Source organism: Paenibacillus sp. P4_E11 (assembly GCF_056401635.1).
In genome coordinates this window covers 51,106-77,228 of sequence record NZ_JBFUIX010000012.1, presented here as the reverse complement: position 1 = coordinate 77,228, position 26,123 = coordinate 51,106, and the positions used below count along the sequence as shown (strand labels likewise).

Genomic DNA, 26,123 nt, shown 5'->3' with positions numbered 1-26,123 from the left:
TAAACCTCCATATATGTCTCATATATAACTTCGTTGAATCCAGTTAGCAGGATACCCCTGGGCGGCCTCGAATAGCAATGGATACACGTAACCCAACGGACGGAGTGACCATTATGAGCGAGCAATTACGACAACTACATGATCAGCCTCCCCTGTACAACATCGGCAAATTCGCCGCGCGGACAGGACTTCCCGCCTCAACCTTGCGCTACTATGAAGGCGAAGGTCTGCTCATTCCCGTTCATCGCACCTCTGCCGGTTATCGGTTATATGGGGAGGAACAAATTCCGCAAGCACGGTTGATTCAAAGCTTAAGGCAAGCAGGCGTGAGCATGACGGACATTGCTGCTTTCCTGCATGCAGAGCAAGAACAACGTAGCGCGTTGCTCGTCAAATGGCGGGAAGAAGCTTCACTCAAGCTGCTTTCCGTCCAGATCGCACGGCAGTATCTGGATGGGATACAACCAGGCCATCACGACGCCTCGATTCATCTCGAATATTGGGAAGTGGAAACGCCGATGGTGTGGATCGGCTTTCAATCCAAGGAAAGCAACCTCCTGATCGAGTCGGAAATCAAGGAAGCGGAACGGATCATGCGACAGACTGGATATACCCTAAAGCCCGGCAGTGGGTTCGTCTGCATCCGTAATGTCGAGAACAGGCTGCTCCACGGCGAGATCGGCTTCAAGCTGGATCGCTCTCCCGCTGTAGATCGACAGCTGCCTGAACATCCCGTCCGTATAGACCTGCTTCCACCCACCTTGTTCGTGACACTGGATCTTCACCGTTCTACCCGCTTCTCGTGCCGTCCCATTTATGAAATGCTGCGCACTTACGGTTATCGTCCTTCTGGTGATCCTTGGGAGCGATATTTGCCCAATCCGGATACGTTCACGATGCTAATCCCTGTCGTGCAACAAGCACAAGCATAGTCTTGCAACCTATCCTGATCACGTGAATTTTGCTGCTTGACCTTCAAGTTACTTGAAGCTTTATACTAATGGGGAATCGACACCAGTAAACGGAGGAATCCAACTATGACATCGTACCTTGTAGAACAGTTCGACGGCGGTTTCATCCATATCCGGGGGGACCGGAATGTCATCATCGATTGGTACTGCAAACATATGGGGGTAGAAGTGGCCTGGAACTGGCGGGAAATGGTCATTCTGAACTTTCCTAGCGGCAACTCGTTCACCTTGAAGATCGAGAACCCCGAGCGGCCCACTACGATTGGAATCCGACTGAAATTCAGCTTCGATACACCGGACATTGAACGTACTTACTCCGAGCTTAGCCAGAGCGGTGTCGAAGTATCCGACTTGTACATCGGTCCGGGGGGACGGTCATTCGACTTCAAGGACCCATGCGGAACGACCCATACCGCAGTGCAAGCTCGCAAGGAGCTACTCGATCACTATCCATCGCACCATCGATTTATTTGGATGCACCTACAGATTGGCGTTTCCAACCTGAAGCGTTCGGTAGACTGGTACTCCCGCTATCTGAGGATGGTTCCACAGCCAACCGAATCCCATGCATCTCATATCCTTCTCCATAACGGAAGCCGACATGTGAACAACGGTCCCGTGCTCACGCCGCTACCTGTCTATTTGGTGCAAACCGAAGCTAACACACAACCATCACACAAGATGAATGAGACGGTACTACCCATGTTCATGACCGATAGTGAACCTTCACTGCGGTCGGCGCACAAACACTTCCGGGCTAACGGTATTGAGGCATCTGACATCTTCGGGGAAATCCGCAGCGACTCCGGTATGGCCGATTTCACATTCCATGACCCTGACGGTAACAGGCTGATGCTGTATTATTACGTGCGTGGCGGCAAGATGTAGGACGGAGGCTGTCGATTCACTGTCAATAGAAGCTAAGGCGGCCGTTCCAAGTGAAAAAGGACCCCTTTTTGCTCAAACATCTTGTTTGAACCTCCCTTGATTGTATAAGGGCTTTAGCGGTAGGAGGTTCAAGCCAAAACTCGCCGGGGTCCTCTTTTTCACTTTCCACTCCCCGTATCCGCATTAACTCGACAGCCTTAGGATAAAGTAAAAGGCGGGCCCCGCCTCAAATGGGGGCCCGCCTGCTATTTTATTACCCAAACCCTTATTTCAAAGCATCGTACAAATCTTGCACGGAGGCTTTCGGAACTCCGTACGCCCACGTATCGCCTTGTTTGACGATCCAGACCGTCTCCCCGTCCACCTTACCCGTATACGCATCCGTCGAATCTTTGCCATCCTTCTTCTGCTTCAGTTCCAACTTCAGCTCCGGACTATCCAGCTTGATCGACGACGACGGCTTAGCAAGTTGATCGGTCGACAGAAGCAGGATTTGGTCCAGAAAGGACGTAGCCTCCGATCCGGTCAGTTCCTTATCCCCGAACTTCCACGCAGATTCGCTGGCTGTCTTCGCCGGGTCGGACTTGGTCAAGGATTTGCTCGCTCCATTCCACGTCAGTGATACACTTAGAACATCGCTGTAGGTAACTGCAATCGGCATCTTCTCCATGAAGTCCATCGGCGTCTTCGCCAAGCCTTGAATCGCAGTCTCGCTAACTTTGTACACGTTCGGTGCATCCTTCAGCTTCACATAGTAGTACCCGGCGATCGGGAGCGGTGCCCCGACTTGAACCGTCTTCACGGAGCCACCTTTCAGTGTCACCTCGTACTCCTGCGCTGGCGTCTGCAGCCCGAACCCGGACAAGTCCGTCGGATTCGCATCCACTTCGCCTTCCTGGGTTAAAGTAACGAACGAGGACGCCCACGTGTCAGTCTCGAATGAACTGAGCGGGATAGCCTGCGGCTTGGACATCGTCCATTTCCCGTCCTTCAGCTCCATCTCGATGTTATCCGCCCCGGTCTTTAGCTTAACAGCAGTAATGTCTTCCTTTTTGACCGTGACAAGCGGCTTCGCCGTCGACTCCTCGGCCTTCTTGAAGAATGACTGACTGGACGCATACCAGAACGCCCCGATGCACACGATGACCAGGATGATCGTCGGTACGAATCGCTTCATCCTTTTCTCCTCCTCCACCAAATCACGCCGCCGATGACGAGGAACAACAGCGGGACTCCTACAACGGAGCCATAAAATATTTTGTTGCCATCGCCTGGCATCAACATCGCTTGTTGCACTTGCGACTGCTCACGCGGCCGGATCGTTACCATATCGGTCTGCTCTTGCAACCAACCGACCGCATTTAACGCGAAGTCCCGGTTGCCTTGTTGACTAATCAGCTGATCCATGAGGAATTGTGCATTCCCGATAACGATCGCCTTCGGCTTATTGTCCTTATTCTGCACTGCATAAGCCAAGTCCAAGGGTCCCTTGAGATCCGTATCTCCCTTGGATGTCTTATTTGAAGTCGTCAACGTCGCCAGATCGGTTTCGCCATACGCCTTATCTGTCGTACTGAGCAACGCGTTCGCTCGGTAGTCGGTATTAGCCGTATCGGTTTGCAATACAAGCGCCAGCGGTAGGATCGTGACGCGGTCTTGCGAGGACAGCTCGCTCGTAATCTCATGGGAGCCGTATTCCGGAATGATCGTAAGCGAATCGGTTAGCGTTGTCCGGCCACTCTCCAATGCGATAGCATTCGGGTTCTTGACATTAATGGCTGCCAACAGATCGTTGGTGTTTTTCCACTTGGTCAAATCTTTGGCGTAGCCCGCCGCGATATACAGCTTGCCCTTACCTTGGACATACTCCTTAAGGGCCGTCGCTTCCTTTTCATCCAGGTCATTCTGCGGTCCGATCAGGAACACCGCTTCTGCATCGTCTGGAATTTTGCCTTCCTTGAACAAGTTCAAGTCTTTCAGCGTGTACCCATCGCCTTCCAAGGAGGAGCGGAAGATCGACATTTGACCAGACGGCAGCTCGTTATGCCCGGTTAGGAAGTACACTGGATGTGTCACATCAGAGTCCATGCGCATGAGCGTCTGCGTAAACTTTTCTTCCCCCGTGAATTGGTAGGAGCTCTCCGAAGAACCTTGCTGGAATAGCTCATAGCTGTGCACCTTCACCGTCTTGCCGCCGCTCTCGAACACGGTTGTGCCGACAGAGTCAATCTGGTATTGGTTCGCCTTGGCCGGTTCCTTGATCGGATCGATCTCTTCCAGCGTAATCTTGCTGTTGCGTTTCTGGTATTCCTTAAGAATGTCTACGACTTCCCGGTTCATGATGCTGTCGCTCTGAGATTGCACTCCGGTAAAGGCCGTAATCTTCACGTCTTTGTCAAGCTTCTTCAGCATGCTTATCGTTTGTTCCGACAACGTGTATTGCTTGTTCTTGGTCAAATCCCACTGGGTGCCCTTGATTGAGCTCAGGAAGATCGTAGCGACAATAAAAATACCGATCACCGCCAACGACAGCACCGCTGCGTTCGTACCCCGTATCCACTTATTCACTTCGTCTTCCCCCCTTATCTCCACCGTTTGCGTTCTAGGATTTGAATGCTGAGCAACACAAACACGATTGTAAACATGATAAAGAACAAGAAATCTGCCAAATCAAAAATTCCTTTGTTGAAATTGTTCGTACGACCAACTAACGAGAACTGGATGAGGTACTCCTTCGCTTTGCCGGCAACCGAGTCCCCTAGCCAGTCAATCATCCAGAGCAGCAGCAGCATCGCGAATCCGGCAATACCAGCCACCATCTGGTGGGACGATAAGGAAGAGGCGAACAAGCCCACCGCCATCATCCCTGCCCCGATCAAAAACATGCTAAGCATCGACAGCCAGAGTATCGGCTGATCCAGATCGCCGTATCGAGACATCATAAGCGGATAGACGAGGCTGCCCGCGACCAGCATGAACTGGACAATGAGTGCGGACATGTACTTGCCGATAATAATTTCCCCGATTCCCGCCGGAGACGTCAGCAGCAATTCATCGGTACCTTGACGCAGCTCATCCGACACCAATCGCATTGTGAGCAGCGGAATGACGAACAAAAACACGACCATGGCATTGCCGGATAGCATCCGAACGTCTACGACCTGTGAGCTAAGGAAGTTCATGCTGAAGAAATAGCCGGATATGAGAAAATAAAACGCAAATGCCACATATGCCACAGGGGAGTAAAAATACAGCTGCAGCTCCTTCTTGCATATTGCCCATGCTCTACGCATCGCCTTCCACCTCCGATTGTTCGTCTGCTTGCACGGTGGCGGAGGCCGGCTCTGCTGCTTCGTTCGTCGTAAGCTTCAGGAACACATCCTCCAGGCTCAAGCTCTCCCTCTTCATCTCGAGAATCGGGTATCCGCGCTCGGCCATACGGAAGAACACCGCTTCGCGAATGTCGGTCCGGTCGTTGGCTGTAACTTGGAAGCGAGTGGAAGAGGCTGCCGCTTCTGCACCTGTAGAGGCGTGCTCTGAGTCCAGTTCCTTGACACTGCCCACTGAAGCCAAGCTGCTCAGCTCACGGATAATATCCTCTCTTGGTCCACGCACCTCAAGCTTCAACTCGAACGTGTCGCTCATCGAGTTAGAGATGTTGTCCGGATGATCGTCCAGCACGATTTGGCCTTGATTGATGATCAACACCCGGTTGCAGATGGCATTCACCTCGGGCAAAATGTGCGTACTGAGCAGAACGGTATGGTTCTCGCCCAGTTCGCGAATGAGTTGGCGAATCTCGATAATCTGCTTCGGATCGAGACCGGAAGTAGGCTCGTCCAGGATGAGTAGATCCGGCTTATGCACGATCGCCTGCGCCAGTCCGATCCGCTGCTTGTATCCCTTCGACAAGCTGCGAATAATTTGCCGCTCGCGGCCCTGCAGGCCAAGCTTCTCAATCACTTCGCCGATGCGCAGCTTCTGCTCCCGTACGGGCACGTCGCGCAGATCGGCGACGAACTTCAAGTACGATAGAACAGACATCTCCGGGTACAACGGCGGTGTTTCGGGCAAATAGCCGATCTTGCTCCGCGCCTTGCGTGGATGGTCAGCCATCGACAGCCCGTCAATCTTGATCGAACCCTTCGTCGGGTTCAAGTAGCCGGTGATCATGCGCATCGTGGTCGTTTTGCCGGCGCCATTCGGCCCCAAAAAGCCGACGATCTCGCCGCCGGTCATGGAGAAATCGATGTTGCGAACCCCTCTCTCGTTCTCGTACAGCTTGCTAACTTCATTGACTTCTAACACACGTTCACCCTCCTGTTCTTCCAAACCTACCCGGAATTGGCTGGTTCCTCTGTATCTCCGTTTATCTAACCTTCTATATATCCCATCTTGGATGTTGGGATTTCTGTGTGACGAGATTTAATATACAAGCGAAACAATAAGCCAACCTTAAACGAAACTGAAAATAAGATTAAAATATTGTGTCTAAATTGTGAACGATGTTCGCTATACTTTCCTTCTTCTAGTGGTGTATAGTATTTTCAAACGAATTCCTCTGGGAAATGGAGTGTAGTAAGCGCATGTTGAACTATGTGGAGTATATCCGAAGTAAAGTCGGTCACGACCCGATCATTATGGTGGCCGCTGGTGTACTATTATTCGATTCCAATGATTGCGTGCTACTGCAGTTGAGAGCGGACAGTCAGACATGGGGGCATCCCGGAGGATTTATGGAGCTGGGGGAATCGGCGGAAGAAACAGCAAGACGAGAAGTGTTCGAGGAAACGGGACTGACGCTAGGCCCTTTGGACTTTTTCGGAATTTATTCTGGCCCTGCACAACAAAAAAAGCTAGCCAATGGAGACCAACTCTCACTAGTGAAAATCGTATTTACTTGCAGAGAATATACGGGAGAATTACGTGGGGACGAGGAGGAGACAGCAGCCTTGCAGTTTTTCTCATTGCAGGATTTACCGGATTGTTTGTTCCCTTCTCAGAAGCACGTCTTCGACGACTTGTTGTCGGGTCGGAAGCCGCCTATCGTAGGGTAACGCGGCTCTTTGCTTCGTCACCAGCTTATCGTTGATGTTCCCAAGCAAAACAAAATTTTATGCACCGTGACCACTCCCCTCCTCTTGGCTATTCGCTAAGAAAACGACCGACGTATCCGGTTTTGTGGTCCTGCACCGCGGATAACGCCTTACGTTGGACGCTAGCTTCAAGACATGTGCCGTGCCGAATCTCTCAACTATGCATTTGCTAGTAATAGCTTGGTTGAGAGAGAGGTGAAACCATTGTACGACCTGTACATGTCAAAGTCGGAATTGCACTATTTGATCATTTTATTGTGGTTTTATAACAGAAAGTAGCGTTCTATAAGTAGGCAGAAGCCTTCCATCTCTACGTGACTCAAGAGAGGGAAGGCTTCTTCGAGGTATCCGCTTATTTCACCAATTGCCCGCGCGTCACGCCCAACTGGTTCGTCGCTTTCAGCTTGCGCCAGACTTGTGTGCCGCTAATATCGCCGCTAAGCGCACGACTATACAAGTCGAGCACCTCTTGGACCTTCGCGCCGCTTTCTTCGAGGAATTCCACGCGGAATGCCCGCACGCCAAGGTCAAGGAAGTTGCTTACATATTCCGCTCCGGACTGTTCAATCGCATTGTAGACGGTATTGCGGCAGCCCTCATCGACGCGGACGGGATGCGACATCCCGACTCGGTCTTGTAGCGAGGCCCGATGGTCTTCGCAAGGTCGACCGCAATTCGTGTAATCCGTACCTTCGCTCAAGAACGTACAATACACACAGTGCTCGGTATGGAACATGGGCAAATGCTGGTGCAGCACGATCTCAATCATCGAGGTGTCGGATCGGCTCAGCAGGTCGACCATTTGTTGGATATTCAAATCGTAGGACGGCGTAATTCGCTTGCAACCTGCGGCCGCAAACAGATCGATCGTCTTGTGGTTCGTCGCATTCAGCGAGAAGTCACCGATTAGCTCCGGCTGATACTCGTCCGGCTTGTTCATCCGATGTTGCATGAATGCATACATCGCACCTGTATTACGCACGAGAACCGCATCTGGCCGCAAATTCAACAAATTGCGGAAGTAGCCGTTCTCTCCCGGCATATGGATACGCGGAGTAGCCAGCGCAATCTTCTTACCAGCCGCACGCGCGGCTTCGACTGCCGCCGGGAATTGCTTGATGAACTCGAAGTCGGCGTATATCCATGGCACGTCTGTCTCGCCGGCCGCCTGCACCTGCTCCAGGCTGCGGCATAAGGCAATGAGGTACGGCGCCGCAGCGCCCGCATTCGAGCCGCCCGCCCCGATGGCGGCGGCGGCAGGGTAGGCGTCGTCGTACACGTCAACGCCGCGCTTCACATAGGCGCGCGGCTGTCGACGCGCCGCCTCCAACTGCGCCCCGGCCTCACGGCGCATCTGGTTCAGCTCGCGCATCGGCACGATCAAGTCGCCCTGCAGCTGCACATCCAACTCGGCGAGCTCGAACACGGTGCCGCCCAAGCGGCCGAATTGCTCCTCGAACAACGCCTGATCCATCGGCCGTTTCTCAGCCTGGACGAGCGCAAGCTCAGACTCGACCATGACGATGTGACCCGTCTGCATATCCGTCCACCAGGACTTAAGCGGCTGGCCCAGCGCCCCCGTGACCTTCACCTTCACCGGGAATACGCGGTATGGTTTGTCGGTCTCGAACGTCTGGCGCAACCGTTTGTCGAGCGCAGGATCGCTCGTCTTCCAGACCCGGTCGCCAACGTGGACGCGCTTCAAGTCTACGTCATTACGTCCTGGCACGATCTCAATCAGGCCGCCAGCCGCTTCACCCTCCAGTTTCACGCCCTTGCGTCGAACGTCGTACACGCGTCCGCCCTCTTCCTTGCGGGTCGGATCGCCAGCGTCGAACACGATACCGTCACCGCGCTTGAGTGGTGCCTCCAACTCGCACACAACGCCGTCACGTAAGATTTGCTTCACACGGCCGAGGAACACCCCGCGGCTCTTGGGGAACGTTCCTTCGACCAATTGCTTGTTGTTCGTCCCTTTCAGGAAGCCGTAGGAGAAGCCACGCGAGAAGCTTTGTTCCAGCTCCCGCAGCTCTTCCTTGGAAGGCAACGGGTCCCTTCCTTCGAAGTAAGCGTCAATCGCTTTGCGGTACTTACCGACCACGTTGGCGACATACTCCGGCGACTTTAATCGACCTTCGATTTTGAAAGAGGTGACGCCCGCCTCAATCAGTTCCGGCACCAGCTCCAACGCTGCCAAATCCTTCGGAGACAGCAAATACGCAACGTCGCCCATCGGCCTCTGCACGCCATCGACCATCAAATCGTACGGCAGTCGGCACGCCTGTGCACACTCCCCGCGATTCGCCGACCGTCCGCCCCACATTTCCGAGGTCAAGCACTGCCCGGAATAAGACACGCACAACGCGCCATGTACGAACACTTCCATCGGGAGCTTCGCTTGGTCGCCAATCTGCTTGATTTGCTTCAAATTATTTTCCCGACCTAACACGACCCGCTCCATATCGAACGATTTCGTGAACTCTACCGCCTCTGGCGAAGTAATCGTCATCTGCGTTGACCCATGGATCGGGAAATCCGGGGAAATCTCGCGAATAAGCTTCACCAGCCCCAAGTCCTGGACTATGACCGCATCCACCCCTGCATCGATACACGCTTCGATCAGCCGCTTCGCCTCATTCAATTCCTCCTCGAACACGAGGATGTTGAAGGTCACAAATCCCTTCACCCCGTACAGGTGCAAGAATGACATCACGTCCGGCAGCTCGTCCATCGTGAAATTGTGCGCCCGGACCCGGGCATTGAACTTGTCTACCCCGAAAAAGATCGCATCGGCCCCATTCGCCACCGCCGCTCTCATGCAATCCCAATCGCCGGCAGGCGCCAGCAGTTCTATATGTTCTTTGCGAATCATCGCGTGTTCTGTCAAGTTAAACATCCTCCAAACGTTCTTCACCGTTACTTTCTTCATTAGTGTACCAGAAAAGAGAGGCAAAAAGCCATTTGAAACGGCTGGGTCCGAATCGCCACTTGTTAGTTGTCCGTATATGGCGATAGGCATGACAGGGATTGACAAAATTCCCCTGCCAGTCGTCAAAGATTAACAAAAAACGATGAAAATGCTATAATGACAATAATGCAAGCCTACAAATTCATCTTAAAAGCAGGGATTTCAATTGCCACTTACTAAGCATGCCGTCCGCTGGCTCATAGGTGTTCTACTCGTTGCTGCCTGCCTATCGCTGCTGGTATTCGGAAAAAAAGAAGAACACGTTCGATTGCTCTATGCGACTGGCGGATCTACTTATGATCAAGCTGCGTACTTGAATTACGAACAGTCCCTCGTTCCTAATCTGAAGTTAAACCGCTGGCCGCTCGGCGAGCTAGGCGCGAGGAAGTTGCAAACCTACGACGCCGTCGTGTTGGACCCTTCTCTGAAGGACAGTCCTACTCTGCAAGCCGACATCGCGATGCTTCGTATATATGTGGAAAAAGGCGGACATTTGTTCGTCGATAATGAGCTGATTGATGTGATTCCGGTTGATCTGTTGGGCGGTTCATCGACAGAGGAACTGCCTTCTATCGAGAAGCCTGAGTTTACATATCCGAAGGTGGATGAGCATCTGCAAGGGTTTCAAGATGTGTTCCACCAATATACGGACGGCTTTACGGAAAATGTCATCACAAACACACTCAAATTGAAGGACTACATGCCCGGCTTCAAGTGGGGTAAATCGCTTGTCCTGACAACGGCTGAGCCTATCGTCATTTTGCAGGGAAAACCGATTGTTACGCTGAACCGCGTAGGGGCCGGTACCGTTCTGACCGCTAGCGGATTTCTGCCGAACCGCTACTTCGTGACCGGATTTGATATGAAGAGCGGGATGAATCCAGCACTAGGCTTCGCTCAGAAAACTAGCGATCATGAGATGTCGCTTCAGGAACAGCGGACGTTCAAAGCGAATTATTTTAATTTTAAAACCGGCCTACCGCTGCAGCCTTACTTTAACTTTTCCTTTGCGGCAGCCAATCATCTGCTGCGCAGCGAATACGTTGCGTTTGTATCCAAGGAAACGTTGGGGTACAGTGTGAAGAAAGTGTACGGGCCTTATGGCCGACCCGCCATGGCGTTTCAGAACCACTTCGAGGCGCTGCCGGCGTTCGAGAAGCAAGAAGGCATTCAATGGGCCGAGTTGCTGAAAACATACAACGAAATCCCGTCCTTCTCGCTTGTCCGTTCGTCCTTCGACTGGTGGCATTGGTACGAAGGGATCGTCGTTCATCTGAACACCGGATCGACGGCACAGCCCGAATTCGTCGGCGAGTTTCCGAATTCGTTCTACTCCAGTGGGACGCATCTGCTGAGCGGAGACAACTTGCTGTACATGGAGGGCTATCCGATCAAGCAAGGTGAACCGTCTACCGACCTGGGAACTAAGCTCGAGCTGCCGTACCGTGCCTATCCGGCGTTCGCCGACCTGGACGGCGACGGCAAGCCGGACCTGCTGGCAGGCAGTCAAGACGGCTCGATCACGTGGTTCCGCAATGTCGGCCTGAAGACGTCGACGCAGCAGGTGCCGACCGGTACGGCCTACCCGGACGCCTTCGCGACCGGGCAGCCGGTACGGCTGGCGGCCAGCGGGGGCGCGGCCGGAAGCACAGCGGCTGGCGGCGCTAGCTCGACCGCTGGCGAGCCGCTGCGGGTCGCTAGCGGCTACGCCGCGATCGCCGCTGGCGATCTCGACGGCGACGGGCGCGCCGACCTCGTCGTCGGCGGAGCCGATGGCCGCGTACTCGCGGCGCTGCAACGGCCGGGCGGCGTGTTCGCCGCGCCGGTGCCGCTTGTCGCGGGCCGCGGCAACGCGACCGCGCCTATCGCAGCGGCGGCCGGCCACGCCGCGCCCGCCCTTGGCGACGTCGACGGCGACGGCACAGCCGATCTCGTCGTCGGCGACGCCAGCGGCCGCGTGACGCTATACCGCGGCATCAAGGGCGAGCCGCTGCGCTTCGAGGCAGGCGTCACGCTGTTCGACATCCCGGCGAAGTACGCCGCGCCGTCGATCCGAGACTTGAACGCCGATGGCAAGCCAGATCTCACGATCGGCAACAGCCAAGGCGATGTGCTGGTGTACGACCAGTTGGATCGATTCGACCGTTGGTTGGCCCAAGGGCCGCTGAACGGCAAGACGAACAATCAGATGGGCACGAAAGCGCTCGTCGGCGGCCAGTTCTCCGTGCCGGTCTGGTACGACTTGAACCATGACGGCAAAGAGGACCTGATCGTCGGCCAAGTGGAATACAGCAAGCCGGTTACGATCGACGATCCGGAATTTCCCTATAAACAGCAACTGGACGAGTTTCTCACTTACACCAAGAAGAACAAGCTGGAGCTGTATCCCCACTTGTTCATGCACAGCTACGTGAGCGACCAGCAGGAGAAGGAAGAGATCGCCCTTCACCGCCAAGCGTTCGACAAGCTCGGCATTCCTTGGAAGTTGACCGGAACAAACCAGCATACGTGGCGCATCAGCAATAACGACAACCTGCAGACGCTGCGCAATGAGAACGACGCGGACATCTGGTTCAACTTCGGCTTCAAACCGCCGAACGATCCACTTGATCCGCAATGGGGACAAGACTTCATCTGGGGCTTCCCGTTCCTGCTCGCCGATGATTCGTTCAAGCAGCCGATGCTGCTGTACACGCCAGGCAAGAAGCTCGCGTTCAACGAGGAAGATCCCAAGCTCGATAATACCGACCTGTACCACGCATTCGCTAAGCTGGACATGCCGATTAATTATTTCGAGCATATCGAATATCAGGATCAGAACAAGCTGAACGAATTGACGAAGTTTGCCCAGTTCTTCGATCGGCTTCGGACCGATTACGACTACAACTTCGTCTCCGAGCCGCAGATGGCACGCGCTACGATAGCCGCCATGAAGAGCGATATTCAGGTAACCCGAAGCTGGTTCACTTATTTGTTGGATACAGTGAAGAATCGGATCGGCAGCGGCAAACATCTCAGCTTATCGGTGAAGGCTGACTCGAGTGCGGTACCTGCTGAGATGGCAGAGGAATATCGAGATGCGGTAGGTGTTGTATTCGAACCGGGTAAAACATACGCCAACGTCCCATTCGGCACAAGCTCCGACATCGTGACCAAGAAAGACAAGAAGGTGTATGTTGGTCTTCAGGGCAAGACGTCGATCGCTGTCGATTGGAAACAGCCCGACCTGCATGTTATTCGTTCCAATGTCCCGATCACGATCGACAAGAATGGCAAGACGTGGACGATCGCGCTTCAGTCGGACGGCATGCAGCAGATCAAGCTGTTCAGTCCAACTCCACTCACGATCGAGGGTAGCGATTTGAAGATCGACAAGTTCGAAGCAGAAGGCAACAATACGTATACGATCACGCATTTCGGTGAGAAGACTTCCATTACACTTCATAAAAAATAGCTCGAAGTACGGCAAAACAATAGACGAAGATGACCCAGCAGGAAGGATGGTGTTACCCGATCATGGAACAAATCGCTCAGCAGTTGGAACAACATATTCGCGAACGCTACGAGATCGAGCCCGATGACCGCGATTTCACTCAAGAGGTGCATCTGTTCGATTACGGCTACATTGACTCCATCGGAGCTACCGCTTTAATCGCACATATCGAGAAAACGTACGGCTTGCAGGTCACGAACCAGGACCTCATGTTGTATCCGCTCAATACGATCCACGAAATCGCCGAGTTTATTACGAAGAAGACGGGGAGGTAGGCGACGGCCATGGAACAGACTACGGAACAAATGGAATGCGTCGTCTCTCTGCAACGTCTCGACCCTAACCAGCACGGACAAGTGAAATACGCTTCATCTTTCGTTGATGAGGCGATTGAGCGAATTTGGCTGGACGGCACGGATCTGCACATTGTCCATCACTCCCCGGGCGGCAACGACCGGATTGTCGCACATGTGGAACGGCTGATTGAGCGGTTCTCTAAGGGCGACTTCGGCTTCAAGGAACACATTCTGTACGAACGTAAGGGGCCTATGCCCTACGATGGTGATATCATCGCAGAGTTAGTGGAGAAGAAAGTAATCAAGGTGTTGGATCAGGGGCTGTTCCTGTTCCGGGAGCCTTTCTCCAGTCTGATGCGCTTCTTCGACTACTCGTTCGTCACAAAGATCGCTCAGGCGTTCGGAGCCAAGGAAGAGACTTATCCGGCTATCATTCACCTGACTACGTTAGATAAGACGAACCACTTCACTTCGTTCCCGGAGCATCTTCATTTCTTGTCCCACCTGCGCGACGATCTCGATGTGATCGAGTCGTTCTCCCAGACGATCCGCGAAGCAGGAGGCTGGAAACCGGAGGCCGAGCTGGATCTGAACCATCATATGCCGAAGCCCAAGTTCGCGATGAACCCTTCGACTTGCTACCATTGCTACGAGGGACTGCAGGGCGAGACGTTGGACGGGGACGGGATTATTGCCACGGCCGTGGCCAAATGCCATCGCTACGAGTCGCATAATCACGGTGACTTCGGTCGGCTGCTGGATTTCAGCATGCGGGAAGTGATTTTCGTAGGCAAACCCGAATTCGTTCGCGAGAATCGTCTGAAGGCCGTTGAGCACCTGAAACAGCTGGCGGAAGAGTGGGAACTCGATTGTGTCATTGAAAACGCCAACGACCCGTTCTTCACGAACGACTTTCAAGTGAAAGCCTCGTTCCAACGCAACCAAGAGATGAAGTATGAGATGCGGCTCACGATTCCGCGGATCAACAAGTCGATTGCCTGCAGCTCGGTCAACTTCCACAGCACGGCATTCGGCAGCGCATTCGACATCAAGACTGGTAAGCGACCGGCGACGACGGGCTGCCTCGGTTTCGGAATCGAGCGGTGGGTATTCGCTTTCCTGGCCCAGTATGGCTTGGATGAAGGGCAATGGCCGACCGCATTCCGCGAGCAGTACCGAGCTTGGCAATCCAAATCGATCTAATAAAAGAGTGAACGATCATGTCTAGCAGCAATAGTACCAATCGTAATATTAGCGCCAATAGCAACAGCAACGATAGCAGCAATGGCCATTCCGCTCCCTTAGCCAGTGCAGAAGACAGCCTTCCTCTCGGCCCCCGCAACAGGGGCGGGAAGAGCGGCGGCCGGAACGGCAGAAGCGGCGGCGGTTCGATACTCAGCCCTCTGAAATCTGCCGTGCGCCGCAACAGCTTCGTTTTGCTTCTACTCGCTGCATTCATGCTCTTGGATACGTCTGTCTCCTTATGGGATCCGATGTCTACGAGCCGGCGCTTTTACAAAGACGATTTTACCAAAACGCTTTATCATCATCATTGGGATCGATCGGGTCCCGTTTTTTTTGGAAATTCCGCTGTTACTGGGGCCTACATGGAGGATAAAGCCCAATCCCCGCTTGTGGAGCTGGGGCTGGCTTATGGCAAGCTGACCGACTTGAAGTTAATTCTCCAGAAACACAAGTATGACGTAGAAGACCAGCTTGTGATCGGCATTGACGCGCACACGATGCTCGATCAACTGCAGACGGACCCCACGTACCCCTGGTTCAAGCGATGGTATCAGCCCTACCTTTACTTTTATCGGGACTATTTCAAGGATTCTGGCAAAGAACTTGTGCAGAACGTCTGGGCCGGTGCGAAGCGCGGCGAACTGGACCTGCATACGTACGAACCCCGATGGATCGACAAGGAGTTGTACTTCGGTCCTAGTAAGCCGGAATCGCTCAAGGCCGACTGGGAGCGCTACGAGAAGCTGTTCAACTGGATGACGCTTGATGAGATGCGTGATAACTTGTCCGCTCTGGATTGGATCATCGCCTACACCCACAAGCAGCAGCTTCCGCTGAAGGTCGTCATCATGCCGCTCAATCCGGATCCGGCTTATCCGCAACCAGGCTATTGGAAACCGCTCAAGGAACAGCTTGGGCAGACGCTGAAGGCCGCTAACGTTCCGGTATTGGATTTGTCCGATTCCTATACGGCCGACAAGTTTCACGATCTGGTGCATTTGAACCGCGAGGTTGGCGCACCGCAATTTACCCGGGAGGTGGACGTATGGCTCCAGTCTTTCGCAAACTCTTCGAAGTAGTCGTCTATTTGCTTATGCTGACCGCCGTCCTGATCGCCTTCACAGGTAAGGGATTGTTTATTTACGAAGGATTTTGAGGTTTGATTCGAAGAATGTCGATTAACCAAGGAGTTCCCGCATGTCCTATTTGTTGAATATGTACGCCTTGGTCGCGTTGTTCGGCATGGTTGCCGTTCTGATGCTGACCCGGTGGTGGAAACCGAATAAACGCGTGCTTGTGCTCGCCTTCAATCTGTTCTTCTTGCTGGTGTTCAGCCAGAAGCTATTCCTGTTCTCTGTTGCCTACACGTTGATTAACTATGCGGCCTACTTGTTTCTCTGCTATGTCGGCTCGTGGCGCAAGATGTGGTTTCTCACCCTTATTGCCCTCAACATTGCCGGGGTTACCATCATTCGTCTGTTCTGGATGGGGGTGTTCGATCACCCCTACTTCGATGCCATCTACACATTCGGCCTCATCTATACCGTACTCAAGGTCATCGACTCGTTCTACTTCGCCTACTATGTTGGCCGGGATGGAAGAGCACCGATGCTCGATTATGTGAACTATTTGCTGTTTATTCCTACGTTTACTTCCGGCCCGATTCTGAAGTTCCGGGACTTTATCGCCGACTCCAAAAAACCTTACACGGTGGGGGCCGCGGACTTTGAAGCCGGCGTCAAACGTATTATTCTCGGGTTGTTCAAAAAAGTCGTGCTCGTAGCGGCCATGACCACCGTGTTCAAGTCCGTGCTAGAGCAGGACCTTGATCCGGCGAGAAGCTTATTCCTGATGGTCTGGTTCTACGCCTTGATCTACTTTGATTTCTCCGGGTACTCCGACATCGCGATCGGCTTCGGCCGGTTAATGGGCTATTCGATTCCGGAAAACTTCAAGCAGCCGTTCCTCTCGCCCACATTGACCCAATATTGGCGCAACTGGCACGCTACGCTTGGCGATTGGTTCCGCGATCACATCTTCATGATCTTCTCCCGGCAGCTCTCATCTCGATGGGCTGCGGCTGGGGTGTCACTGCTCATCATGGTGCTGATCGGCCTCTGGCACGGCTTCAGCTGGCTGTACCTGCTATGGGGCGTCTATCATGGCACACTTATCGGGCTGGAGAGCTTGCTGCAGCAGTCACTCGTCCAGCGCCGCAAAGTATCGGCCCGCTTCTTCTACTTCCGCTGCGCTATCACCCAGCTCATCGTCCTGCTGGCCATCATCGTGTACAGCGGGAACACCGAGACGGTGCTGCGCATCTATAAAGGCTTGTTCTCGCTGTAGATGATGCTCAGAGGCTGTCGATTCATTCACGCTATGAGGCACCCGCTTCCCCTCGCGCCACGAACTGCGCCTCATACAGCTGCCGATACAGCGGGGAACTGTCCAGTAGCGCCTCATGGGTGCCGCTCGCCACGATCTGCCCCGCTTCCAGCACGACGATCTGATCCGCCTTCAGAATCGTCGATAGCCGGTGGGCGATGACGATTGCGGTCCGGTCCTTCATCAGCACCTCCAGCGCATGCTGAATTTGCCGCTCGACCAGCGTATCCAGCGAGCTTGTCGCCTCATCCAGCAAGACGATGCGCGGGGCGCGGAGCAGGACACGGGCAATCGCCAGTCGCTGTCGTTCCCCGCCGGATAATCGATACCCGCGCTCGCCTACCATCGTCTCATACCCTTCCGGCAAGCCGGCAATCAACTCGTGAATTTGCGCAGCCTGGCAAGCTTCTTCAATCTCCTTCATCCCGGCAGTCGGGTTGGCGAACAACAAATTGTTATAGATCGTGTCGTGGAAAAAGAACGGGTCCTGCGGCACAAGACCCATCTGCGTTCTCAGCGCCGGCAACGTCAACTCCCGGATGTCTTGACCGTCCAACCGCACCGAACCGGACTGCGGGTCTGCGAAGCGCGGAATCAGGTTCATGAGTGTCGTCTTGCCTGCTCCGCTCGGCCCTACGATCGCCACCAATTGACGTGGTTCCACCTGGAGATTAATATGCTTCAGCACCGGTTCGTAACGTTCTTCCCCCGATTTGCGATAGGCATATGACACGTCTTCCAACTGGATTCGCCCGTTCACGCTTCCGGGTGGTATTTGAACCGAACCACCCTTGATCTCCGGCTCCGTATCCAACATGGCGAATATGCGTCGGAACAAGGCAAAGGAAGAATACACATTCACATGCAGCTGTGTCAGTTGGCTAAGCGGCCCGTACAAACGGCCTAACAGCGTGGTGAAGGAGACGATAACCCCGATCCCCATCTGATTATGGATGACGAGCCAGCCTCCGTACCCCCACAGAATAGCCGGTCCGAAGGACGAGAACATCCCTAGCCACATGAACAGCCACCGCCCAACTAGCGTCTGGCGGATTTGTAGATTGCGCAGTTCCCCGTTGACCTTCGAGAACTCCTCGCCCTGCGACTTCTCCCGACTGAATATTTGAGTCAGCAGCGCCCCGCTCACCCCGAACGATTCGCTTAGTTGCACGGTCATAGAGGACATCCGCTGCTGAATTTCATTTTGCAGCTTTTGCCGAAATCGACCTACACGCTGAGTCGGCAGCACGAAACCGGGTACAACAAGCAGCGCCAGAATCGTCAGCTTCCAGTTCATGTGGAACATGAGGAACAGCGTGCTCAATATAATGAGCAAGTTATTCACAAGGCCGATCAAGGTGGAGGTAACCACGTTCTGAATCGCGGTGACGTCATTCATGACGCGGGACACCAGCTCACCTGACTGGCGCGAGGCGAAGAAATGGATCGATTGCTTCTGAATATGCTCGAATAAGGACAGTCGATAATCCGCCATCACATTTTGCGCGATGGAATTGTTCAGCCAGCTCTGCCAGACACCGATCAACCCTACCGCAAGCACAATGCCAACCAAATACAGCGATAAGGTGATGACCGTCTCCGTGTTGCCTTTTAATATTCCGTCGTCGATGATTCGCTGGGTCAGCCATGCGGGGGCTAGATTCCCAACAGCTGTCACAAGCAGCAGCAAGACGATCCAGACTGCACGCGGCCAATAAGGGATGAACGAGAGTAGAACGCGCCGGACAATGACCCAGTCGAACTTCTCATTCTTGGCCAGCTCCCGCATCCTGTAGCGGTTACCACCGCCACCTCCTCCACCTCCGCCGCCCATACCGCCTCCAAAACCGAAATCGCCGCCACCCATGTTCATACTCATCGAACCGCCCCCTCTACTTCCTTAACTGTACCTAATCTGTTCTGAAAATGGTACTTGAAAATTGGCGGACTCCGCCCTTACTTTCAACTTAATAGAAAAACCTAGCGGAGGATCACCGCTAGGTCTTGGTGCATTCGTCCTTTACAGCTCCAACCGGTACAGCACGTCCTCCACTGCGAAGTAGAGGCCGTCCGGATGCTCGGTTGCTGCATGCACGTGGCCGGGCAACTCCACCTCGCGCTCGAGCTTACCACTTGCAGCATCGAGGAGAAGAAGACGACTGCCACAGAAGGCCCCTACAGTAGCGCCGCCCTGCACAGGTGAAGGATGTCGAGAGAGCCTTGGCCTTCACGCTTCAGGCTTCGACTGATTCTGGTGATACCCTGTGCTGCGGCAATGCAGGCCGAATTGATCTGCTGCTTGAAGCCGGTGTCGTCCTGGATCGCCCCCTATACCCCACAAAGTGAAGATGAGCTTTGGAGCATAATCCGAGTACTTTGCGGGGACCCCGTGAGCTCAAACATCTTGTTTGAACCTCCCTTGATTGTATAAGGGATTTCGCGGTATGGAGGTTCAAGCCAAAACTCGCCGGGGTCCTCTTTTTCACTTTCCACTCCTTCTGTACACAGTTAATCGACAGCCTCACCTGGCATGATAGGCTAATGAAGACAGGTCCGTATCGCCGTTAGCGCTTCGGACCTGTTAGATTAAAAAGCAAAAAAGTTCTGGCATACGCGCACCATTGCGCCAATCCCAGAACTTCTTAGTTTGTACACGCTCTCTAGTTTTGTCCATGTATCCGTCCCGGACATCCTATGTAACCTAGCTTAACCAGTACTTCACCATAAGCACGTCCATGAACAGGAACACGATTAGACTTACCGCTGCGAAGCCAATAGCGAATTTATTTTTGATCGGTGCCGCCAATGAACGCAACAACGCGATGGCAAGTACAATCGTAAACAGAATGACGAACACATCAAACGTTTGAAAACGGCTTGCCGTCTTTGCGGCTTCTTCAGCCAGGAACATAGCCTGTGACCTCCTTCGTGTAAACAGACAGTATACGCATCTTCATCTATGTTATCCTGCATCTTCAACGGTTGCAAGTCCTTTCTCCAAAGTTAACAAGTTTGTCACCTTTATGAAGCCGTTGGGCAAGCTTATAACATTTTCTTATGGAATCCATAAGGATACTCATCCCACACTTAGGGCACTTCTCCAACTTCCCCGTAAGCATAAGATGCCCATCCCTTCCATTATCTATAACAAGGATTGCGAGGATATTAGTTGTCTCACTATCTGGTACTCCATGATGTTAAAAGGTGTTCCCTTACTTTCGAAAGTGGCGACTTCTACAAACCCTGATTGGCTATACAGTCTAATCGCCCGTTCGTTAAAACAAGCTACCGTTAACCGTATTGTGCTCGACTTCAACTGCTCTCTCACAAACTGCAACCCTACATGAAGGAAGGACGAGCCTAGTCCTTGACCGGTCAGTGCCGGCCTCATACCTAAGCCTAAATCGATCACATTCAGCCCTTCATATAGACCTTCGGCTCTTCCGGCTGGCACTTGAGCATTAGGACCGAGACAGAAAAAGCCGATCAACTCCCCATTATCGGCACGTACAGCATAATAGGAGCCATCCAACAATTCTGTTAATGCCTCCGGGCTTTCTACCGAGTTGTAGAAGGCATATATCCCTTCGTATCTCCACTTGCCTATTTCCATAGCCTCTTCTGGCTGAAGCGGATGCAACTGCATATCCTTCAATCTCCTTGATTGGCGATCCTGCATCAAGAAAAAGGAGCCTCTGAATTAGGCCCCATCCTTATGCTAGTCGTAGTGTCTTAGGTCTAAACCACAGCATTCTCTTGTTCTTTCTTACGCTTCTTCTCAGAACTATCCTTCCCCGCGTTGGCTTGAGCTTCAGCCTGAGCATTTTCTGTTCGCTTGCGATCCCGCTCCAGAATCGGCTTCAAATACTTGCCTGTATACGATTCCGGCACCTTCACAACTTCCTCAGGTGATCCCGCAGCAACAATCGTGCCTCCGCGGTTACCACCCTCTGGACCAAGGTCGACAATATAGTCAGCCGTCTTAATGACATCCAGATTGTGTTCAATGACGAGCACCGATTCCCCACTATCTACAAGTCGGTGAAGCACGACCAACAGACGGTCGATATCATCGATATGCAGCCCCGTTGTCGGCTCATCCAGAATGTACATCGTCTTGCCTGTACTGCGACGGTACAACTCAGCTGCCAGCTTAACCCGCTGCGCTTCTCCACCTGATAGTGTGGTTGCCGGTTGGCCCAACTTCATATAGCCCAGACCCACATCAAGCAGCGTCTGCAGTTTGCGATGGATGCGCGGAATGTTCTTGAAGAACTCACAGCCATCCTCGATGGTCAGCTCAAGCACTTCTGCGATCGTCCTGCCTTTGTACTTCACTTCCAGCGTTTCGCGATTGTACCGCTTGCCCTTGCAAATCTCACAAGGTACATAGACGTCGGGCAGAAAATGCATCTCGATCTTAATAATCCCATCACCCCGACACGCCTCACAACGACCGCCCTTCACGTTGAAGCTGAACCGGCCCTTCTTGTAGCCTCGCACCTTCGCTTCTGTTGTGTTGGAGAATACGTCGCGGATATCGTCGAACAACCCCGTGTAAGTAGCAGGATTGGATCGAGGGGTACGCCCGATGGGGGATTGGTCGATATCAATAACCTTCTCGAGATGCTCCAGACCTTTCAGTTCCTTGTATTCCCCCGGTCTAGCCTTCGCCTTGTTCAAGTCGCGCGCCAGCGTCTTATATAAGATCTCATTAATCAGTGTACTCTTGCCTGAACCGGATACACCGGTCACGCAAGTGAATACACCTAACGGGAACTTCGCATTCACGCCGCGCAGGTTGTTCTCCTTGGCCCCCCGAACTTCCAGCCACTTCCCATTCGGCTTTCGGCGCGGCAGCGGAATCGGGATGAACTTCTTACCCGACAAGTACAGGCCAGTCAATGAGTTCGGGTCCTTCATGATCTCCTGCGGTGTTCCTTCCGCTACAACCTGACCGCCATGAATGCCCGCCCCTGGTCCGATGTCAATAATGTAGTCGGCCGCCAGCATCGTGTCTTCATCGTGCTCGACGACGATGAGCGTGTTGCCCAAGTCGCGCATATGCTCCAACGTCTGAATGAGACGGTCATTGTCGCGCTGATGCAAGCCGATACTCGGCTCGTCGAGAATGTAGAGGACGCCCATCAGACTGGAGCCAATCTGCGTAGCCAATCGGATACGCTGCGCCTCACCGCCAGATAAGGTTCCCGCCGAGCGACTGAGCGACAAGTAATCCAGACCGACGTTCACAAGGAACCCCAACCGGGCACTAATCTCCTTCAGCACGAGGTTAGCGATTGTCTGTTCCTTTGGCGTCAAATCCAGGCCGCCGAAGAAGTCCGAGGCTTCCCCAATCGATAGTTGCGTTACATAGGCGATATTCTTGGCACCGATGGACACCGCCAAGCTCTCCGGCTTCAAGCGCTGTCCCTTGCAACCCTGGCAAGGCTTCGCACTCATATATTGCTCAATATACTCACGAATGCCATCCGACCCGGTGTCTCGATAGCGGCGCTCCAGATTACGTACAATGCCCTCGAAAGGTACCATCGCTTCCTTCGTATGCCCGAAGTCGTTCTCGTAGCGGAACCGGACCTTCTCTCCTCCAGTTCCGTAGAGCAGCTTCTTCATCTGCTCCGGCGTGAAGGAAGAGACCGGCTGATCACGCGGAATACGATAATGCTCACAGACCGAAGCGAGGAACTGCGGGTAGTAGTTCGACGTACTACCGGCCCATGCTTCGAACGCACCGTCATCAATGGTCATCTCGGCATTCGGTACGAGCAGATCCGGGTCAACAATCATCTTGACGCCAAGTCCGTCGCAATCCGGACAAGCTCCGAAAGGACTGTTGAAGGAGAACATCCGGGGTGCTAATTCCTCAATGCTGAAGCCGCATTCCGGACAGGCCAGCTTCTGGCTGAACAGCAGCTCTTCCTTCTCCATTACATCGACAATGACCCGGCCTTCGGACAACTTCAACGCTGTCTCCAGTGAATCGGCCAAGCGACTATGCACATCGTCCTTCACAATAATTCGATCGACCACAACTTCGAGCGAATGCTTCTTGTTCTTGTCGAGCTCGATCTTCTCCGATAAGTCCTTAATCTCGCCGTTCACTCGCACACGAACGAAGCCTTGCTTCTGAATGTCGGCTAACAGCTTCGAATGCTCGCCCTTGCGGCCAGATACGATTGGTGCCAAGATCTGCAGCTTGGTGCGCTCCGGGTATTCCATAATGCGGTCCACCATCTGCTCGACAGTCTGCGCGCTAATCTCGATACCGTGCACCGGACAATGCGGGCGCCCGATCCGGGCGAACAGTAGCCGGAGGTAGTCATAGATCTCCGTTACCGTACCTACGGTCGAACGCGGGTTCCGGCTTGTCGTCTTCTGGTCAATGGAGATCGCGGGCGACAGCCCCTCGATTGAATCCACATCAGGCTTATCCATATTGCCTAGAAATTGTCTGGCATACGCAGACAGTGACTCCACGTAACGGCGTTGACCTTCCGCATATATCGTATCGAAAGCGAGCGACGATTTCCCCGAGCCGCTAAGTCCGGTCAAGACGACAAACTTATCACGCGGAATTGTTACGTCTATATTTTTCAGGTTATGAGCACGAGCTCCCTTAATTACGATCTTATCATGTGCCACAGCTACCATCCTCTCACCAAACCAAGGTCATTCTATCTATCCTATCACGTGCAAGGGAAAGGGGAAACAAGCAGGATTTGGAGCCTGCCTATATTCATTGCTGCTGTGCCTTCAGCTCCAATACAGCATCGCGAAGCTCAGCCGCACGCTCGAACTGCAGGTTCTTCGCCGCTTCCTTCATCTCCACTTCCAGACGTTCGATCATCGCAGCGCGGTCTTTCTTGGACATCTTCTCGTCCTTGAACGAGCCCAAATAATCTGCCTTCTGCTCGGCAACCTTCGTCGCTTCAATGACGTCTCGCACTTTCTTCTGAATGGTCTGCGGGGTAATCCCATGCTCGACATTGTACGACTCTTGGATGGCGCGACGACGATCCGTCTCTCGAATCGCCTTGTCCATCGAATCCGTAATCTTATCGCCGTACAAGATAACGTGACCTTCCGAGTTCCGGGCTGCACGGCCGATTGTCTGAATGAGTGAACGCTCGGAACGCAGGAAGCCTTCCTTGTCTGCATCCAGAATCGCGACGAGCGATACTTCTGGAAGGTCCAAGCCTTCCCTCAACAAGTTAATCCCGATCAATACATGGTACACACCCAGCCGTAGATCGCGCAGCAGCTGCATCCGCTCCAGAGTCTTGATATCCGAATGCAAGTAGCGCACCTTGATACCAATCTCCTTCAAGTAGTCGGTCAAGTCCTCCGACATCTTCTTCGTCAGTGTGGTGACAAGTACCCGCTCATCCTTACTAATCCGGTCGTTGATTTCCCCGATCAAATCGTCAATCTGCCCTTTAGTCGGACGTACTTCGATGTGCGGATCTACTAGACCGGTCGGACGAATGATCTGTTGTACCATTGTCGGACAATGTTCCGTCTCATAGGGGCCTGGTGTAGCGGAAATATATATAGCTTGACTGATCTTCCCCTCGAACTCCTCGAATCGCAGCGGGCGGTTATCCAAGGCAGACGGCAAGCGGAAGCCATGCTCTACGAGCACTTCCTTCCGAGCGCGGTCTCCGTTGTACATCCCGCGAATCTGTGGCAGTGTTACGTGCGATTCATCGACCATAATGAGCATATCATCCGGAAAATAGTCCATTAACGTATATGGGGTTGCGCCCCGTTCCCGGAACGTCAACGGTCCTGAATAGTTCTCAATGCCGGAACAGAAACCCATCTCCTGCATCATCTCAATATCGTATCGGGTGCGCTGTTCCAGCCGCTGCGCCTCAAGAAGCTTACCGTTCTCCTTCAGCTCAGCCAGACGCTCCTCCAGCTCACGCTCGATGTCAACAAGGGCAAGCTTCATCCGATCCTCATGCGTCACGAAGTGAGAGGCCGGGAAGATGGCTACATGGTCGCGTTCCCCGAGTATTTCGCCGGTTAAGACGTTAATCTCCGTAATCCGCTCAATCTCATCGCCGAACAGCTCGACCCGAATCGCCTGTTCCCCGCGCGAAGCCGGGAAGATCTCAATAACGTCTCCGCGTACGCGAAACGTCCCCCGGACAAAGTTCAAATCGTTGCGTTGATACTGGATATCGACCAGCAGATGCAAGATTTGATTGCGAGGGCGTTCCATTCCAACTCGAAGAGACAGCACGAGATCCCGATATTCCTTCGGCGATCCTAACCCGTAGATGCACGATACGCTGGCTACGATAATGACGTCTCTGCGTTCGAACAAGGAGCTGGTAGCCGAATGTCGAAGCTTATCGATCTCTTCATTGATGCTGGAATCTTTCTCGATGTAAGTGTCGGAGGAGGCAATGTAAGCTTCAGGCTGGTAATAGTCGTAGTAACTGACGAAGTAGGAGACTGCGTTGTTGGGGAAAAACTCTTGGAATTCGCTGCACAGCTGGGCGGCAAGCGTCTTGTTGTGAGCAATAATCAAGGTTGGCCGATTCAGCTTCGCAATCACTTGGGCAGCTGTAAACGTCTTACCCGTCCCGGTTGCACCCAGCAGCGTCTGCTCCCTCTTGCCTTCCAGCACACCGGCTACAAGCTCCTTGATCGCTTCCGGCTGATCGCCCTGCGGCTCGAATTCCGATACTAGTTCAAACGACTTGGGATTGACGACAATATCAATGTTATCCTTCATCACCCTGCGCCAAC

The 26,123-nt window shown here is 53.3% G+C and carries 18 protein-coding genes; 8 read left to right on the top strand and 10 right to left on the bottom strand.

Annotated elements, in window-relative coordinates; genetic code table 11:
- Window positions 1-113 precede the first annotated feature (113 nt).
- Both AC1DWB_RS07670 and AC1DWB_RS07665 read left to right on the top strand, forming a co-directional pair.
- The gene (locus tag AC1DWB_RS07670; RefSeq protein ID WP_477540452.1) at window positions 114-932 is read left to right on the top strand and encodes a MerR family transcriptional regulator; all 819 of its coding nucleotides are present in this window, start codon (window positions 114-116) and stop codon (window positions 930-932) included.
- A 105-nt stretch (window positions 933-1,037) separates the two neighbouring features.
- Window positions 1,038-1,859 (top strand): VOC family protein, encoded by an 822-nt coding sequence (locus AC1DWB_RS07665; protein WP_477540451.1) that lies wholly within the window; start codon window positions 1,038-1,040, stop codon window positions 1,857-1,859.
- Between the two features lie 265 nt (window positions 1,860-2,124).
- On the opposite strand, the gene AC1DWB_RS07660 is transcribed toward AC1DWB_RS07665, so the two are convergent.
- From AC1DWB_RS07660 to AC1DWB_RS07645, 4 genes are read right to left on the bottom strand one after another with little or no spacing between them, the layout of a single operon-like run.
- Window positions 2,125-3,036, bottom strand: coding sequence for a DUF4340 domain-containing protein (locus AC1DWB_RS07660; protein WP_477540450.1), 912 nt, complete (start codon window positions 3,034-3,036; stop codon window positions 2,125-2,127).
- Complete coding sequence (locus AC1DWB_RS07655) at window positions 3,033-4,427, bottom strand: GldG family protein (protein ID WP_477540449.1); 1,395 nt, start codon at window positions 4,425-4,427, stop codon at window positions 3,033-3,035. The genes AC1DWB_RS07660 and AC1DWB_RS07655 overlap by 4 nt, the downstream gene beginning before the upstream one ends.
- A 14-nt stretch (window positions 4,428-4,441) precedes the next feature.
- The gene (locus AC1DWB_RS07650; protein WP_477540448.1) at window positions 4,442-5,152 is read right to left on the bottom strand and encodes an ABC-2 transporter permease; all 711 of its coding nucleotides are present in this window, start codon (window positions 5,150-5,152) and stop codon (window positions 4,442-4,444) included.
- Window positions 5,145-6,167, bottom strand: coding sequence for an ABC transporter ATP-binding protein (locus tag AC1DWB_RS07645; protein WP_477540447.1), 1,023 nt, complete (start codon window positions 6,165-6,167; stop codon window positions 5,145-5,147). The genes AC1DWB_RS07650 and AC1DWB_RS07645 overlap by 8 nt, the downstream gene beginning before the upstream one ends.
- A 278-nt stretch (window positions 6,168-6,445) precedes the next feature.
- On the opposite strand from AC1DWB_RS07645, the gene AC1DWB_RS07640 reads away from it, so the two are divergent.
- The gene (locus AC1DWB_RS07640; RefSeq protein ID WP_477540446.1) at window positions 6,446-6,916 is read left to right on the top strand and encodes an NUDIX hydrolase; all 471 of its coding nucleotides are present in this window, start codon (window positions 6,446-6,448) and stop codon (window positions 6,914-6,916) included.
- Window positions 6,917-7,307: 391 nt separating this feature from the next.
- Here the strand turns inward: AC1DWB_RS07640 and AC1DWB_RS07635 are convergent, their stop codons facing one another.
- A complete protein-coding gene (locus AC1DWB_RS07635) occupies window positions 7,308-9,827 on the bottom strand; it encodes a U32 family peptidase (protein WP_477540469.1) in 2,520 nt (839 codons plus the stop codon).
- 262 nt (window positions 9,828-10,089) lie between these two features.
- Here AC1DWB_RS07635 and AC1DWB_RS07630 point away from each other — a divergent pair, with 262 nt between their 5' ends.
- From AC1DWB_RS07630 to AC1DWB_RS07610, 5 genes are all read left to right on the top strand, one after another.
- Window positions 10,090-13,377, top strand: a complete 3,288-nt coding sequence (locus AC1DWB_RS07630) for an FG-GAP repeat domain-containing protein (protein WP_477540445.1) — start codon at window positions 10,090-10,092, stop codon at window positions 13,375-13,377.
- Window positions 13,378-13,439: 62 nt separating this feature from the next.
- The gene (locus AC1DWB_RS07625; protein WP_477540444.1) at window positions 13,440-13,691 is read left to right on the top strand and encodes an acyl carrier protein; all 252 of its coding nucleotides are present in this window, start codon (window positions 13,440-13,442) and stop codon (window positions 13,689-13,691) included.
- Between the two features lie 9 nt (window positions 13,692-13,700).
- Window positions 13,701-14,915 carry a class-II aminoacyl-tRNA synthetase family protein gene (locus AC1DWB_RS07620; RefSeq protein ID WP_477540443.1) on the top strand — a complete coding sequence of 405 codons (1,215 nt, stop codon included), beginning with the start codon at window positions 13,701-13,703 and terminating at the stop codon, window positions 14,913-14,915.
- 17 nt (window positions 14,916-14,932) lie between these two features.
- Window positions 14,933-16,036 carry a hypothetical protein gene (locus tag AC1DWB_RS07615; RefSeq protein ID WP_477540442.1) on the top strand — a complete coding sequence of 368 codons (1,104 nt, stop codon included), beginning with the start codon at window positions 14,933-14,935 and terminating at the stop codon, window positions 16,034-16,036.
- 118 nt (window positions 16,037-16,154) lie between these two features.
- Window positions 16,155-17,303, top strand: coding sequence for an MBOAT family O-acyltransferase (locus AC1DWB_RS07610; protein WP_477540441.1), 1,149 nt, complete (start codon window positions 16,155-16,157; stop codon window positions 17,301-17,303).
- 31 nt (window positions 17,304-17,334) lie between these two features.
- On the opposite strand, the gene AC1DWB_RS07605 is transcribed toward AC1DWB_RS07610, so the two are convergent.
- From AC1DWB_RS07605 to uvrB, 5 genes are all read right to left on the bottom strand, one after another.
- The gene (locus tag AC1DWB_RS07605) at window positions 17,335-19,221 is read right to left on the bottom strand and encodes an ABC transporter ATP-binding protein (protein ID WP_477540440.1); all 1,887 of its coding nucleotides are present in this window, start codon (window positions 19,219-19,221) and stop codon (window positions 17,335-17,337) included.
- An 822-nt stretch (window positions 19,222-20,043) separates the two neighbouring features.
- Window positions 20,044-20,253, bottom strand: coding sequence for a hypothetical protein (locus AC1DWB_RS07600; RefSeq protein ID WP_477540439.1), 210 nt, complete (start codon window positions 20,251-20,253; stop codon window positions 20,044-20,046).
- Between the two features lie 231 nt (window positions 20,254-20,484).
- Window positions 20,485-20,988 (bottom strand): GNAT family N-acetyltransferase, encoded by a 504-nt coding sequence (locus AC1DWB_RS07595; protein WP_477540438.1) that lies wholly within the window; start codon window positions 20,986-20,988, stop codon window positions 20,485-20,487.
- 92 nt (window positions 20,989-21,080) lie between these two features.
- Window positions 21,081-24,005 (bottom strand): excinuclease ABC subunit UvrA, encoded by a 2,925-nt coding sequence (uvrA, locus tag AC1DWB_RS07590; RefSeq protein ID WP_477540437.1) that lies wholly within the window; start codon window positions 24,003-24,005, stop codon window positions 21,081-21,083.
- Window positions 24,006-24,099: 94 nt separating this feature from the next.
- Window positions 24,100-26,109, bottom strand: coding sequence for an excinuclease ABC subunit UvrB (uvrB, locus tag AC1DWB_RS07585; RefSeq protein ID WP_477540468.1), 2,010 nt, complete (start codon window positions 26,107-26,109; stop codon window positions 24,100-24,102).
- Window positions 26,110-26,123: the final 14 nt, after the last annotated feature.

Coding starts and splice junctions, on each gene's coding strand:
- AC1DWB_RS07660 (WP_477540450.1), bottom strand. CDS start 3,036: ATGAAGCGATTCGTACCGACGATCATCCTGGTCATCGTGTGCATCGGG.
- uvrB (WP_477540468.1), bottom strand. CDS start 26,109: ATGAAGGATAACATTGATATTGTCGTCAATCCCAAGTCGTTTGAACTA.
- AC1DWB_RS07670 (WP_477540452.1), top strand. CDS start 114: ATGAGCGAGCAATTACGACAACTACATGATCAGCCTCCCCTGTACAAC.
- AC1DWB_RS07620 (WP_477540443.1), top strand. CDS start 13,701: ATGGAACAGACTACGGAACAAATGGAATGCGTCGTCTCTCTGCAACGT.
- AC1DWB_RS07595 (WP_477540438.1), bottom strand. CDS start 20,988: ATGCAGTTGCATCCGCTTCAGCCAGAAGAGGCTATGGAAATAGGCAAG.
- AC1DWB_RS07600 (WP_477540439.1), bottom strand. CDS start 20,253: ATGTTCCTGGCTGAAGAAGCCGCAAAGACGGCAAGCCGTTTTCAAACG.
- AC1DWB_RS07615 (WP_477540442.1), top strand. CDS start 14,933: ATGTCTAGCAGCAATAGTACCAATCGTAATATTAGCGCCAATAGCAAC.
- AC1DWB_RS07640 (WP_477540446.1), top strand. CDS start 6,446: ATGTTGAACTATGTGGAGTATATCCGAAGTAAAGTCGGTCACGACCCG.
- AC1DWB_RS07625 (WP_477540444.1), top strand. CDS start 13,440: ATGGAACAAATCGCTCAGCAGTTGGAACAACATATTCGCGAACGCTAC.
- AC1DWB_RS07605 (WP_477540440.1), bottom strand. CDS start 19,221: ATGAGTATGAACATGGGTGGCGGCGATTTCGGTTTTGGAGGCGGTATG.
- AC1DWB_RS07650 (WP_477540448.1), bottom strand. CDS start 5,152: ATGCGTAGAGCATGGGCAATATGCAAGAAGGAGCTGCAGCTGTATTTT.
- AC1DWB_RS07610 (WP_477540441.1), top strand. CDS start 16,155: ATGTCCTATTTGTTGAATATGTACGCCTTGGTCGCGTTGTTCGGCATG.
- AC1DWB_RS07635 (WP_477540469.1), bottom strand. CDS start 9,827: ATGATTCGCAAAGAACATATAGAACTGCTGGCGCCTGCCGGCGATTGG.
- AC1DWB_RS07665 (WP_477540451.1), top strand. CDS start 1,038: ATGACATCGTACCTTGTAGAACAGTTCGACGGCGGTTTCATCCATATC.